The following is a 13,483-nucleotide window of genomic DNA, read 5'->3' on the forward strand; positions in this document are numbered from 1 at the left end:
CGCGCGGCGGGCTTCTCGCGTCCTGCCGTTACTTCTTGCCGGTCGGCGTACCCAGCGGATCGCCGATCGGGGCACTTGCGGGCGGCGGGCTGGAAGGCTTGGCCGGGGCCGCCGGCTTGGCAGCCGGTTTGGCGGGCGCCTTGCTGGCCGGCTTCGGGCTGTCGGAGCTGTCCGGCTTGCCAGCCGTGCCGGTGGCTTCCAGGCGCGACTTCGAACGTTGCACCGGCTTGCCGTCGAGCTGTGCGATGGCCTGCTGCAGCATGAAGTCCTCGGGCGAACCGAATTCCACCGGCTTCTTCTTGCGTTCCTTCTCGCGCTCTTCCGGCGTCTTCTTGGCGTTCTCTTCTTCCAGGCGGCGCAGTTCTTCCACACGGCGCTGCTCGCGTTCGGCCATTTCCGGCTCTTCCGACTCCTGCTTGTTGTGCAGGTGGCGTTCGGTGTCGATTTCACGCGTGATCAGCGCGTCGTCCGGATCGCCTTCGGGGTTCTGGTCGACCGGGATATCCGGGCGGATGCCCTTGGCCTGGATCGACTTGCCCGACGGCGTGTAGTAATACGCGATCGTGAGCTTGATGCCGGTGTCGTTGGTCAGCGGGCGAACGGTCTGGACCGAGCCCTTGCCGAACGTCGTCTTGCCCATGAGCGTCGCGCGCTTGTGGTCCTGCAGCGCGCCGGCCACGATTTCCGATGCTGACGCCGAGTAGGCGTTGGTCAGCACGACCATCGGCAGTTTCTTGAACTCTGCCGGCAGATCCTTGAGCGGATCGTCCTCGAGCGACGACAGGCGGTAGTTGCTGAACGACGCCTTGTAGACGCGCTTGGCATCCGGCACCTGGCCGTTGGTCGATACCACGACCGAATCCTCGGGCAGGAAGGCCGCGGCCACGCCTACCGCGCCTTGCAGCACGCCGCCACCGTTGTTGCGGAGGTCCAGCACGATGCCGCGCAGGTTCGGATTCTTATCGGCCATCTCCTTGAGGCGACGGCCCAGATCGGTCACGGTGCGCTCCTGGAAGCTCGTCAGGCGCACCCAGCCGATGGTGTTGTTGTCGAGCATCTTGGTCTTGACCGACTGCACGCGGATTTCCGCGCGCGTGATCGACACCGGGAACGTGCGTTCCTCGCTCTTGCGGTAGATCGTCAGCGTGACCTTGGTGCCCGGCTCGCCGCGCATGCGCTTGACCGCCTGTTCCAGCGGCAGGCCGCGCACGGGCTTGTCGTCGATTCGCGTGATCAGGTCACCCGGCTGGATGCCGGCGCGGAACGCGGGCGTGTCCTCGATCGGGTTGATGACCTTGACCAGGCCCTCTTCCTGGGAAATCTCGATGCCCAGGCCGGCGAAGCGTCCGCGCGTGCCTTCCTGCAGTTCCTTGAAATCCTTTTCGTCCAGGTAGGCCGAGTGGGGGTCGAGGCTGGCGACCATGCCCTTGATGGCTTCGGTCAGCAGCTTCTTGTCATCGACCGGCTCCACGTATTCGCGCTTGATCTGCCCGAAGATATCGGCCATCAGCCGTAACTGGTCCAGCGGCAGCGGCCCGGTCGTATTCTGGGCGGTCGCCGAAATCTGCAGCGTGGCGAGCACGCCGGCAACGACGCCTATTGAGACGAGGCTAATGTTCTTGAGCGTCTTACGCATGAGGGCAGCCTGAACGTGTGAGGATTTGTGCAAGGGTCAGGTCCGTGCCGGGATGACCCGGGGGGCGGATTTGACCGACAGTATAAGAGGGTGCGGAGAAAAAGACCTGAGGGCCGCCATTCCATGGTGGGGGCGGCCACACAACGCGGCGCGCCTACCCGGGTGCGACCCGGGCCGGCGCATCCGCGCGCCGGCTGTCAGCGGGCCTTGCCCTGGCTGGCCACGGCGGCCAGGGATGCCGCGATGGCTTCCTGGTCGCCCAGGTAGTAGTGGCGCAGGGGGCGCAGGTCGGCATCCAGCTCGTAGACGAGCGGGGTGCCGTTGGGAATGTTGAGGCCGACGATATCGTCATCCGAAATCTGGTCCAGATACTTCACGAGGGCGCGAATGCTGTTGCCGTGGGCGGCGATCACCACGCGCTTGCCGGATTTGATGTCGGGAGCGATGGATTCGTTCCACAGCGGCATCACGCGGGCCACCGTATCCTTCAGGCACTCGGTCAGCGGGATCTCCGCGCGCGGCACGTTGGCGTAGCGCGGGTCGCCGAAAGAGGCACGTTCGTCGGTCGGCTCCAGCGCGGGCGGCGGCGTGTCGTAGCTGCGGCGCCACACCAGCACCTGCTCGTCGCCGTACTTCTTGGCCGTTTCCGCCTTGTTCAGGCCGGCCAGTGCGCCGTAGTGACGTTCGTTCAGGCGCCATTCGTTGCGCACCGGAATCCACATCTGGTCCATTTCGTCCTGCACGTGCCAGAGCGTGCGGATGGCGCGCTTGAGCACGGAGGTGTAGGCCACATCAAAGGCGAAGCCGGCTTCCTTGAGCAGCGTGCCGGCCTGCCTGGCCTGCGCGGCGCCCGTATCGGTCAGGTCGACGTCGACCCAGCCGGTGAAGCGGTTTTCGAGGTTCCACGTGGATTCGCCGTGGCGGATGAGAACGAGCTTGTACATGCTGCTTCCAGGGAGTAAATGACCTGCAGTGCGCACGATCCGTCGCAAGGCCGGCGGCGGCCGGGAGGCGACGGACAAATATCGGCGTGGGCACGAAACCGCGTATTTTATAATGCCGCCGACCCAACCCAACGGAATGCCAACGTGAATTTCTTCGCCGATTACAATAACCTGGCCCTGATCGCCATCGCCGTGGTGTCTGGCGGCCTGCTGGCCTGGCCGACGATCAAGAGCGGCACGGGCGGAAAACGCGTCAACGCGGCCGCCGCCACGCAGCTGATCAACAAGCGCAATGCGGTGGTGGTGGATATCCGCGACGCCGCCGAGTTCGCCAAGGGCCACATGCCGCAAGCGAAGAGCGCGCCACTCGACGATCTGCCCAACCGGGCGGGTGGTCTTGCAAAGGATAAGGCCATCCCCATCATCGTGGTATGCCAGAACGGCCAGCGCTCGAGCAAGGCTCAGGCAGCCCTGAAGGAAGCCGGGTACAGTGAGGTCTATGCGCTCGAAGGCGGCATGACCGCCTGGCAGCAGGCCGGACTTCCGGTCATCAAGTAAGCCCATTCATCGAAGTATTCGCGGCGCGTACCGCCCCGGGCGGTCCGCGCCGTTGTTTTGAATTCAAGGAGATTTCGCATGGCCCGCGTCGTCATGTACAGCACGGTGGTGTGCCCCTACTGCCAGATGGCAGAGCGTCTGCTCAAGCAGAGGGGCGTCGAGTCGATCGAGAAAATCCTGATCGACCGCGAACCCGGCAAGCGCGAGGAAATGATGACGCGCACCGGCCGTCGGACCGTGCCGCAGATCTATATCGACGAGACACACGTGGGTGGATTCGACGACTTGTCCGCGCTGGACCGTCAGGGCGGCCTGGTGCCGCTGCTGGCGGCCTGAGCCCCAGGGCCCGCGGTTTCCCAGCGAGATCAACGACCTATCCGATTGACGCCGGCCCCGGGTGAATTCGCCCACGGCGTCATGTACCATATGCGCTTTCCAACTGGCCGCCGGTGATCGACACCACCGGCGCCGCATGGCGCAGCGCGCCCAAACCGATCCATCCGGAAGCCTTTCATGAGCGACCAGCAACAAGCCAACCAGCAGGACGACCAGCCCTTCTTCAACATTCAGCGCGTGTACCTGAAGGACATGTCGCTGGAGCAGCCGAATTCGCCGGGCATCTTCCTCGAATCGGAAGCCCCCTCGGTGGAAGTCCAGGTCAACGTGGGCGCCTCGCAACTGCAGGAAGGCATCTTCGAAGTGGTCGTGACTGGTACCGTGACGACCAAGGTGCAAGACAAGGTGGCCTTCCTGGTGGAAGCGCACCAGGCCGGCATCTTCGACATCCGCAATGTGCCGGTGGAGCAACTGGACCCGCTGCTGGGTATCGCCTGCCCGACCATCCTGTACCCGTACCTGCGCGGCAACATCGCCGACGTGATCACGCGTGCCGGCTTCCAGGCGATCCACCTGTCGGAAATCAACTTCCAGGCGCTGTACGAGCAACGCCTGCAGGCCGCGATGGAAGAAGCGCAAGGCCAGGGCGGCGACTCGGGCATCGTGATGCCTGACGGCAGCCAGGCCCGCCACTGATCGGCGACTGCCTGTCGGACACCAGAACGGGGCTGCGGCCCCGTTTGGTGTTTCTGCGAGGCGTCAACGTTCATACTGTCGCGACGACAGCGCTTTTCGCTGACTTCACAGGCCTGCCATGAAACTGACCATTCTCGGCGCCGGCGCATGGGGTACCGCGCTTGCAAGCCACGCGGCCACGGCCGCCGCCGATCATGACGTGGTGCTCTGGGGGCGCGATCCGGCTCAGCTTGCCGGCATCGCCGCAACTGGCGTCAACGCCACCTATCTGCCGGGCGTGAGCCTGTCGCCCCGGCTTGTCTGCGAGCCCGATTTCGATCGCGCCGTCGATCACGCCCTGACCGATCCGGAGGGGCTGCTGATCATCGGCACGCCGGTATCCGGCCTGCGCGAAATGACGCGCCGGCTGGCCGCGCGTCGCAAGGGGCCGCTGGCAATGCTCTGGCTCTGCAAGGGCTTCGAAGCCGAGACCCATGCGATGCCGCACCAGATGGTGCACGATGAATTGAACGCGCCCGGCGTGGCGCCGGGCGAGATCGAATATGGCGTGCTGACGGGGCCGAGCTTTGCCAAGGAAGTGGCGCAGGGTTTGCCGTGCGCGCTGACCGTGGCCGGCACCGCGCACGTGCTGATCGATCGCGCGCAGGCTGCATTCCATCACCATGCCATGCGTATCTACGGCAGCGACGACCTGATCGGCGTCGAAGTCGGCGGCGCGGTGAAGAACGTGCTGGCGATCGCCACCGGTGCCAGCGATGGCCTGGGGCTTGGGCTCAATGCGCGCGCGGCGCTGATCACGCGCGGGCTGGCCGAGATGACGCGCCTGGGCCTTGCGCTCGGCGGTCGTGTCGAGACCTTCATGGGTCTGGCCGGCATGGGTGACCTGATCCTGACCGCCACCGGCGATTTGTCTCGTAACCGCAAGGTCGGCCAGCAACTGGCGGGCGGGAAGACGCTCGACCAGATCCTGGCAGACCTTGGCCATGTGGCCGAAGGCGTGCGTTGCGCGCAGGCCGTTGCCGCGCTGGCAGCGCGCGTCGGTGTGGAAATGCCGATCACGCGCGCGGTCTGCGCGGTGCTGTTCGAGGGGTTGCCTGTTGCCGATGCGGTCTCGCAGTTGCTGCAGCGTGACGCGCGCGACGAGTAACACTTGATGCCGAGTCGACGCGACACTCTCAAGGCCCTGATCGCCACCTTCGCAGTCGGCGCGGTTCCTGCCGTTGCCCATGCCGATACCTGGCCCGCCAAGCCGATCCGCATGATCGTGCCGTTCCCGCCGGGCTCTTCGCCGGACTTGATCGCGCGTATCGTGACCGAGAAGCTCGCCACAGTGCTCGGTCAGCCCGTGGTTGTCGAAAACCGGCCGGGCGCCGGCGGCAATATTGGCACCGGCATGGTTGCCAAGGCCGCACCCGATGGCTACACGCTGCTGTTCACGATCAACGGTCCGCTTGTCACCGCGCCGTCGCTGTATCGCCACCTGAGCTACGACCCGATGAAGCAGCTCGCGCCGGTCACGCTGGTGGCGACGTCGCCGAACGTGCTGGTCATCGACGCCCGCCTGCCGGTGCATACGTTGCGCGAGTTCGTCGCGCTGGCCAAGTCGAAGCCGGGCGCGCTGAACTATGGCTCGGTCGGTAACGGCAGCGCGGCGCATCTGGCGATGGAGCAGTTGAAAGCGATGGCTGGCATCGATCTGCAGCACGTGCCTTATCCGGGCTTTCCGCAGATCACCACGGCGATCGTCGGCGGGCAGGTGCAGGCCGGCTTCATGGTGCCGGCGATTGCCATGCCGATGGTCAATGCCGGCAAGCTGCGCATTCTGGCCGTGACCACCACGGGCCGGACGTCCCTGCTGCCATCCTTGCCGACCGTGGCCGAATCGGGCTACCCCGGATTCGAGGCGATTTCATGGCAGGCGATTCTGGCGCCGGCCGGCACGCCAGCGCCGGTCGTCGACCGGCTCTACCGCGAACTCGTCCGGATCATCGGCAGCGATGACATCCGCGAAAAGATGCGCACGCAGTATTTCGTCCCGGCCGGTACCGCGCCGGCATCGTTGCGCGAAACGATGGTCAGCGAGAAGGCACGCTGGGACAAGGTGATTCGTGCGGCCGGCGTGCAGCCCGAGGGCTGACCACGTCGTCGATTCAACTGCCGCCCGCGAATCCGTTCTGACGCCACGCCTCGAAGACGACCACGGCCACCGTGTTCGACAGATTGAGGCTGCGGTTGTCGGGGCGCATCGGCAGGCGGATGCGCTGCGAGGACGGGAACCACTCGCGGCGCTCCGGTGCGAGCCCGCGGGTCTCCGAACCAAATACGAACCAGTCGCCCGGCGCGAAGCTGACCTGGCCGAACGGCGTGGAGCCGTGCGTGGTCAGCGCGAACATGCGCGTGGGGTCCGGCTGCTCGGCAGCCATCAACGCATCCCAGCTTTCATGCACACGCATCGTCGCGTACTCGTGATAGTCGAGCCCCGCGCGGCGCATCCGGGCGTCTTCGAGCGGAAATCCCAACGGCTTGACCAAATGGAGTTGCGCGCCGGTATTGGCGCACAGGCGGATCACATTGCCGGTGTTCGGCGGGATTTCGGGTTCGACAAGAACGACGTTGAACATGATGGGATAGGCGAAAAACCGGAGCGCAGCTTACCGCTAGTCGCAGCCGGTGTCACGGCGTGCGCAGCGCAGGCAGCGCCGTCACCCGCGCGGCGCCATGCGCCTTGAGCACCCGTGCCGCCTCACGTAGCGTGGCGCCCGTGGTCATCACATCGTCGACCAGTCCGATATGCAGTCCGTCTAGCCGGCGGGGCGGGTCCAGCACGAACGCATCCCGCAGATTCGCCTGCCGTGCCGACTGGTCGAGCGCACGCTGGCTGACCGTGTCGCGCCGGCGGGCCAGCAATGTTGCCGAGACCGCGATGCCAAGCTGCCTGCCCAGCGGCCGCGCGATTTCCCACGCCTGGTTGAAGCCGCGGCCCGCCAGCCGTTGTGGTGCAAGAGGAATCGGTGCCAGAACATCGGGCGCGACACCCGCAGCTTGCATCCGGGCCGCCATTTGCCGGGCGATCCATGCGGCAGCGGGGAGGCGCGCGGCAAACTTCAGGCGCAAGACCAGCCGATCGGCTGGCGTGATGTAGTCGCCCAGCGTCAATGTGGTGTCGATGGGGTCGTCGTCGGCACAGGCGTCACATCGGCCCGCTTTCACACTGGGTAGGGTGCCGGGCATCGCACAACGCGGGCAGCGCGGAACGATTCTCAACAGCGCGTCGGCGCAACCCGCGCAGACCACGTCGCGCTGGACCTTCGCGCAGATCAGGCAAACCGACGGCAGCAGCGCCGACCAGAGCCCGGTGATCCCGCCGGCACGCCCGGCGAGCCGCGAAGAGGGCGCGTATACTCCAGTCCCTGTTGGCCGGCCATCTGGGTCCGGCCCATGCCGAGGCGCGACACGCTGTTGCGCCGCCCGCCGATTCCACTGATTCCGTTCCGTCTCTCCGTGTCCCTGCATGCTGCTGATTCCCCCGATGCCTGGTTGCCGCCCGCGCGCCTGACCCGGCTTGCCTTTGACCGCCGCAGTCACAGCTTCGGCCAGCTCGATTTTCTGCTGGGCGAAATCGGCCAGCGGATGCAGGAGCGCATGGACGTGGTCAAGCTGACGCCGCGCCGGGCCATCGATATCGGCTGCGGCCACGGGCAGGGCCTGGCGGGATTGCGCGCGCGCTTTCCCGATGCGCAGATTGCCGGTCTCGATATTTCCGGCGCCATGCTGCAGCAGGCCGGACAACGCGATCCGCAGCGGCGCCCAGGCTGGATTGGACGCCTGCTCGGCAAGCGGCCGATGTTCGATCTGGTGCAGGGCGATCTTGCCACACTGCCATTCGACGCGGCCAGCTTCGATCTGTTGTGGTCGAACCTCGCCCTGCACTGGCATCCGGAGCCGCATCGCGTCTTTCCGGAATGGCATCGCGTGACCCGCGACGAAGGGCTCGTGATGTTCTCGCTGTTCGGCCCCGACACGCTGAAGGAACTGCGCGCGGCGTTCGCCGATGTCGATCTCGACGCGCACACGCTGCGCTTCGTCGACATGCACGATATCGGCGACATGCTCGTGCACAGCGGCTGGTCCACCCCCGTGATGGATATGGAAACGCTGACGGTCACCTACGAGTCGCCGGAGAATCTGTTGCGTGAAGTGCGATCGTTCGGCGGCTTCCGTCGTCCGGGGTCGGTCGGGCTGCGTGGCAGGCGGTGGTATCGGGCCGTGCTGGCCGCGCTCGATCGTCAACGTAACGCCGATGGCGTGATCCCATTGACGTTCGAAATTGTCTACGGCCATGCATGGAAGCTGGCGCCGCGTGGCAGGCAGGCAACCGACGATCAGGGTCGCGCAGTTGTGCCGGTCGACAGCATCGGACGCGCCCGGCCGCGGCCATGAAAGCGGTGTCGTGCATGGTTGCGCGACAATGCGCGCGCGCCGATTGTGTTGACTATCGGGGGCGATGCGGCCATGCACAAAAACTAGATGAGCGCAAGCACTTCGGTCAAATCCTACCTTGTTCAGGTATGCGAAGCGCCATATAATGCGCCAGTTTGTCGCAGTGGTCCCCTGGCACAAGAACGTCCCTGGAATGCACTTCGCATGTGCAAACCTCCGACGTGTTTCGTCCCGGGTGTGCATCCGATGCGGAGTGGTTGGCGATGCAAGACTTGGGTATCGCATTCCAGACGGCAGTTGGTGACTCCGGCGGAAATCTCGACGGACGCACCCCCTTGCCGAGCAACGACTGGCTGATGAAGCGGAATTGCTCGCTCACTCCGCGCCAGGCCGGCTGGTTCTACTTCTCCATCGTATGTTTCTCGACAGCCATCGCGGTGTTCTTCGCCGTGTGGCTGGGGGCCTGGCTCGTATTGCCGTTTGCTGGCCTGGAATTGCTCGGGCTGGGGATTGCCCTGCTGGCGTATGCGCGCCATGCGGCGGATTATGAACGCGTGAGTGTGACCGACGGAATGCTGGTCGTGGAGACAGCCAGCGCCAGCCGGATCACGCGGGAAGTATTCAACCCACGCTGGGTGCGGGTTGAACTGGGTGAATCGTTCCGGGCGCCGGTGGTACTGCGGTCGGACAAGCGCTCCGTGCAGGTGGGGTTGTATCTGGACCCGTATCGGCGGCGCAAGTTCGCGCAGGAACTCGCGGTGGCCTTGCGGCGTGTCTGAAAGGACAGGTTGCGGGGCAGGGCGGGGACAGATTTGAATCTGTAAATTGGGTAGATAAACAATGAAAATGTGGAAGAAGGCATCCGCAGCATGTCTGGCAGGCGCGTCCCTGCTTGTCAGCCAGGCGGCCTCCGCGGTCAGTGACATGCCAGGCGGCCCCGCCGTCCGACAGCTCAACCTGGCCGAACCCGTTACAAAAATCGCCGAACAGATTCACTGGCTGAACTGGATGATGCTGATCATCTGCACGGTGATCTTCGTCGCCGTGTTCGGCGTGATGTTCTATTCCATCTTCAAGCACCGGAAGAGCAAGGGCGCCCGCCCGGCCTCGTTCCACGAAAGCATCACGGTGGAAGTGGTCTGGACGATCGTGCCGTTCCTGATCGTGATCGCCATGGCGCTGCCGGCGACGAAGACCGTGGTGGCGATGAAGGACACCACGAACTCGGATATCACGATCAAGGCCACCGGCTATCAGTGGAAGTGGGGCTATGACTACCTCAAGGGCCAGGGCGAGGGCATCTCGTTCGTGTCCACGCTGACCACGCCGCGCGAGCAGATCAACAACCAGCAGGAAAAGTCGAACACCTACCTGATGGAGGTGGACAACGAGCTGGTGGTGCCCGTCAACAAGAAGATCCGTATCGTCACCACTGCCAATGACGTGATCCACGCCTGGATGATTCCGGCGTTCGGCGTCAAGCAGGATGCGATCCCGGGCTTCGTGCGCGACACCTGGTTCCGTGCCGAGAAGACCGGCGTCTATCGTGGCCAGTGCGCCGAACTCTGTGGCAAGGAACACGCGTTCATGCCGATCGTGGTGCGCGTCGTGTCCGATGCCGAGTACACGAAGTGGGTCGACGACAAGAAGAAGGCGATGGCCGCTGCGGCGGATGATCCCAACAAGGTCTGGACCCTCGACGAAATCAAGGCGCGCGGCGAAAAGGTCTACGCGACCAACTGCGCGGTCTGCCACCAGCCGACCGGCAAGGGCGGTGGTCCGTTCCCGGCGCTGGATGGCTCCAAGGTCGTCAACGGTCCGAAGGCTGGCCAGATGCACGTGCTGCTGGAAGGCCGTAACGCCATGCCGTCGTGGAAGCAGCTTTCCGACACCGAGCTGGCCGCTGTCATGACGTACACGCGGAATAGCTGGGGCAACAAGACCGGCGAAGTGATTCAGCCGGCGGACTTCACGGGCGCCCGCACGGGCAAGTTCCCGGAAGGCGGCGGCGCACAGGCCGGCGCAGGCGATGCAGCCCCGAAGGCTGCCGCGCCGTCCAGCACCCCCGACAAGCAGGCCAGCCTCGCGGGCAACCGCGTCGCAGGCTGACCCGCGGTAGCCCCGCATTCAGGAATTGATGGAGTCATTGCGATGAGTACCGCTACCCCGGAGACACTGGGCCATCCGCACGACCACGCGCACGATCACGATCATGCGCACGATCACCCGCATGGCTGGCGCCGCTGGCTGTTCGCCACCAACCACAAGGATATCGGCACGCTGTACCTGCTGTTCTCGTTCACCATGCTGCTGTCCGGCGGCGTGCTGGCGCTGCTGATCCGCCTGGAGCTGTTCGAGCCGGGCCTGCAGTTCTTCCGCCCCGAACTGTTCAACCAGTTCACCACGATGCACGGACTGATCATGGTGTTCGGCGCGATCATGCCGGCGTTTGTCGGCTTCGCGAACTGGATGATCCCGCTGCAGATCGGCGCCTCTGACATGGCGTTCGCGCGCATGAACAACTTCAGCTTCTGGCTGATGCCGCCGGCCGCGCTGCTGCTGGTCGGCTCGTTCTTCGCGCCGGGCGGCGCCACCGCCGCGGGCTGGACGCTCTACGCGCCGCTGTCGGTGCAGATGGGCCCGGGCATGGACATGGCGATTTTCGCCATGCACATCATGGGCGCGTCGTCGATCATGGGCTCGATCAACATCATCGTCACCATCCTCAACATGCGCGCGCCTGGCATGACGCTGATGAAGATGCCGATGTTCTGCTGGACGTGGCTGATCACCGCCTACCTGCTGATCGCCGTGATGCCGGTGCTGGCTGGCGCGATCACGATGGTGCTGACCGACCGCCACTTCGGCACGAGCTTCTTCTCGGCCGCCGGCGGCGGTGACCCGGTGATGTACCAGCATATCTTCTGGTTCTTCGGTCACCCCGAGGTCTACATCATGATCTTGCCGGCGTTCGGCATCATCTCGCACGTCGTGCCGGCCTTCGCGCGCAAGCGCCTGTTCGGCTACAGCTCGATGGTGTACGCCACGGCCTCGATCGCGATCCTGTCGTTCATCGTGTGGGCGCACCACATGTTCACCACCGGCATGCCGGTGACGGGCCAGCTGTTCTTCATGTACGCGACGATGCTGATCGCGGTGCCGACGGCCGTGAAGATCTTCAACTGGATCGCCACGATGTGGCGCGGCTCGATGACGTTCGAGACCCCGATGCTGTTCGCGATCGGCTTTATCTTCGTGTTCACGATCGGCGGCTTCACGGGCCTGATGCCGGCTGTCGCTCCGATCGACATCCAGCTGCAGGACACCTACTTCATCGTGGCGCACTTCCACTACGTGCTGGTGGCGGGCTCGCTGTTCGCGCTGTTCGCGGGCTTCTACTACTGGGGTCCGAAGTGGAGCGGGTTCATGTATGACGAGATGCGCGGCAAGATCCATTTCTGGGGCTCGCTGATCTTCTTCAACGTGACCTTCTTCCCGATGCACTTCCTGGGCCTGGCTGGCATGCCGCGCCGCTATGCGGACTACCCGACCCAGTTCACGGACTTCAACGCGATCGCCTCGATCGGCGCGCTGGGCTTCGGCCTGATGCAGGTGTACTTCTTCTTCTTCGTGGTCCTGCCGTCTTACCGCGGTGGCCAGGCCGCCGGCGACAAGCCGTGGGATGGCGCGGAAGGCCTCGAGTGGACCGTGCCGTCGCCGGCACCGTTCCACACGTTCGAAGAACCGCCGGTCGTCAAGTAATCCAGTAATCCAGTAATCCAGTAACACCGGCCGGATGCCAGCCCCCCGGGGCAGGTGTCCGGCCCGCTAACCAGATGCTCATGCAGCCCTCGGAAACAAGCCCATCGCCGCAGGATCGCAAGGCCGCCCAGCGGGCCGCCAACCGCCGTCTTGGCTGGATATTGCTCTCGATCGTGGTGGTCTTCTTTCTGGGATTCTTTGCCAAGATGGTGTTCCTTGGCGGCTGATGTCCCGATGAGAACGATGAAGTAGGAGGCAGACGCGTGGACGGGCAGGACAAGGCAATCGAGAAGCGTTTCAACCGCGGCATGATGTTGCGCCTGCTGGTAGTGGTGACGCTGATGTTCGGCTTTGGCTACGCGCTGGTGCCGCTGTACAAGGCGATCTGCGAGGTTACCGGTATCAATGTGCTGACCACGCGCGATCTGTATGGCGGGTCGGCGTTGAAGAACTCGCAGGTGGACACGAGCCGCACGATCACGGTCGAGTTCGATTCCAACGCGCGCGGGCCGTTTGCATTCCGGCCGGTGAAGCATTCGATGGAAGTGCATCCGGGCGAGCTGACGACGATCGTGTACGAGGTGGCCAACGGGCAATCGCGGGACATCTCGGCGCAGGCGATTCCGAGCTACGCGCCGAAGCAGGCCACCGAGTACTTCAAGAAGATCGAGTGCTTCTGCTTCAAGCAGCAGACGCTCAAGTCGAAGGAGGCGCGCGAGATGCCGGTGGTGTTCGTGATCGACCCGAAGCTGCCTAAGGACGTGAAGACCATCACGCTGTCGTACACGTTCTTCGAGGTGGGCACGCCGGTGGCGCAGGCGCCGCAGGATGAGCAGGCCCCGGTGCAGAAGGGGAGCTGACGATGACCAACCGCGACGATTCGGTGGATCCGGTGCATCGCAAGGCGTCCTTCGCGCAGACGGTGCGCGCGGTGCTGTGGTCGTTCATCGGGCTGCGCAAGGGGTCGGAGCATGAGTCCGACATGGCGCGGCTGAACCCGGTGCACGTGATCATCGCCGGGCTGATCGCGGCGGCAGTGTTCGTGACGGTGCTGATCCTGGTGGTGCGCGCCGTGGTGAGTCAGTCGTAGCAGGAAACTAGCAGGGAAAAA

16 protein-coding genes are annotated in these 13,483 nt (G+C 64.7%); 12 read left to right on the forward strand and 4 right to left on the reverse strand.

The features are described 5' to 3' along the window. Positions 1-28 precede the first annotated feature (28 nt). The gene (locus K6G35_RS01290; RefSeq protein ID WP_008645852.1) at positions 29-1,636 is read right to left on the reverse strand and encodes a S41 family peptidase; all 1,608 of its coding nucleotides are present in this window, start codon (positions 1,634-1,636) and stop codon (positions 29-31) included. A 197-nt stretch (positions 1,637-1,833) separates the two neighbouring features. Beyond that, on the reverse strand, positions 1,834-2,580 hold the full coding sequence (gene gpmA / locus K6G35_RS01295; protein ID WP_008642647.1) for a 2,3-diphosphoglycerate-dependent phosphoglycerate mutase: 747 nt from the start codon (positions 2,578-2,580) through the stop codon (positions 1,834-1,836). A 144-nt stretch (positions 2,581-2,724) separates the two neighbouring features. Between gpmA and K6G35_RS01300 the strand changes: the two genes are divergently transcribed. From K6G35_RS01300 to K6G35_RS01320, 5 genes are all read left to right on the forward strand, one after another. Beyond that, on the forward strand, positions 2,725-3,138 hold the full coding sequence (locus tag K6G35_RS01300) for a rhodanese-like domain-containing protein (protein ID WP_008642649.1): 414 nt from the start codon (positions 2,725-2,727) through the stop codon (positions 3,136-3,138). Positions 3,139-3,216: 78 nt separating this feature from the next. Further along, positions 3,217-3,474, forward strand: coding sequence for a glutaredoxin 3 (gene grxC / locus K6G35_RS01305; RefSeq protein ID WP_008642652.1), 258 nt, complete (start codon positions 3,217-3,219; stop codon positions 3,472-3,474). 177 nt (positions 3,475-3,651) lie between these two features. Beyond that, positions 3,652-4,170, forward strand: a complete 519-nt coding sequence (gene secB, locus K6G35_RS01310) for a protein-export chaperone SecB (protein WP_008642655.1) — start codon at positions 3,652-3,654, stop codon at positions 4,168-4,170. 118 nt (positions 4,171-4,288) lie between these two features. Then, positions 4,289-5,317 carry an NAD(P)H-dependent glycerol-3-phosphate dehydrogenase gene (locus K6G35_RS01315; protein WP_035881322.1) on the forward strand — a complete coding sequence of 343 codons (1,029 nt, stop codon included), beginning with the start codon at positions 4,289-4,291 and terminating at the stop codon, positions 5,315-5,317. Between the two features lie 6 nt (positions 5,318-5,323). Further along, complete coding sequence (locus K6G35_RS01320) at positions 5,324-6,307, forward strand: Bug family tripartite tricarboxylate transporter substrate binding protein (RefSeq protein ID WP_035881323.1); 984 nt, start codon at positions 5,324-5,326, stop codon at positions 6,305-6,307. A gap of 13 nt (positions 6,308-6,320) precedes the next feature. Here the strand turns inward: K6G35_RS01320 and trmL are convergent, their stop codons facing one another. Both trmL and K6G35_RS01330 read right to left on the reverse strand, forming a co-directional pair. Further along, positions 6,321-6,791: a tRNA (uridine(34)/cytosine(34)/5-carboxymethylaminomethyluridine(34)-2'-O)-methyltransferase TrmL gene (trmL, locus tag K6G35_RS01325; RefSeq protein WP_035881324.1), complete on the reverse strand. Its 471-nt coding sequence runs from the start codon at positions 6,789-6,791 to the stop codon at positions 6,321-6,323. Positions 6,792-6,843: 52 nt separating this feature from the next. Next, positions 6,844-7,401 carry a ComF family protein gene (locus K6G35_RS01330; RefSeq protein WP_324608878.1) on the reverse strand — a complete coding sequence of 186 codons (558 nt, stop codon included), beginning with the start codon at positions 7,399-7,401 and terminating at the stop codon, positions 6,844-6,846. Positions 7,402-7,608: 207 nt separating this feature from the next. On the opposite strand from K6G35_RS01330, the gene K6G35_RS01335 reads away from it, so the two are divergent. From K6G35_RS01335 to K6G35_RS01365, 7 genes are all read left to right on the forward strand, one after another. Then, entirely contained in the window at positions 7,609-8,610 is a 1,002-nt protein-coding gene (locus tag K6G35_RS01335; RefSeq protein WP_008642663.1) for a methyltransferase domain-containing protein, read from the forward strand. A 263-nt stretch (positions 8,611-8,873) separates the two neighbouring features. After that, complete coding sequence (locus tag K6G35_RS01340) at positions 8,874-9,389, forward strand: DUF2244 domain-containing protein (protein ID WP_008642665.1); 516 nt, start codon at positions 8,874-8,876, stop codon at positions 9,387-9,389. 61 nt (positions 9,390-9,450) lie between these two features. Next, entirely contained in the window at positions 9,451-10,719 is a 1,269-nt protein-coding gene (gene coxB, locus K6G35_RS01345; RefSeq protein WP_008642668.1) for a cytochrome c oxidase subunit II, read from the forward strand. A gap of 42 nt (positions 10,720-10,761) precedes the next feature. Continuing rightward, complete coding sequence (gene ctaD / locus K6G35_RS01350; protein WP_008642672.1) at positions 10,762-12,372, forward strand: cytochrome c oxidase subunit I; 1,611 nt, start codon at positions 10,762-10,764, stop codon at positions 12,370-12,372. Between the two features lie 80 nt (positions 12,373-12,452). After that, on the forward strand, positions 12,453-12,599 hold the full coding sequence (locus K6G35_RS01355; RefSeq protein ID WP_017511745.1) for a cytochrome oxidase small assembly protein: 147 nt from the start codon (positions 12,453-12,455) through the stop codon (positions 12,597-12,599). A gap of 81 nt (positions 12,600-12,680) precedes the next feature. Next, positions 12,681-13,232: a cytochrome c oxidase assembly protein gene (locus K6G35_RS01360; protein WP_234706935.1), complete on the forward strand. Its 552-nt coding sequence runs from the start codon at positions 12,681-12,683 to the stop codon at positions 13,230-13,232. Between the two features lie 2 nt (positions 13,233-13,234). Further along, complete coding sequence (locus K6G35_RS01365) at positions 13,235-13,462, forward strand: DUF2970 domain-containing protein (RefSeq protein ID WP_008642678.1); 228 nt, start codon at positions 13,235-13,237, stop codon at positions 13,460-13,462. Positions 13,463-13,483 lie beyond the last annotated feature (21 nt).

The sequence above is a fragment of the Cupriavidus sp. HY129 genome (assembly GCF_059492215.1).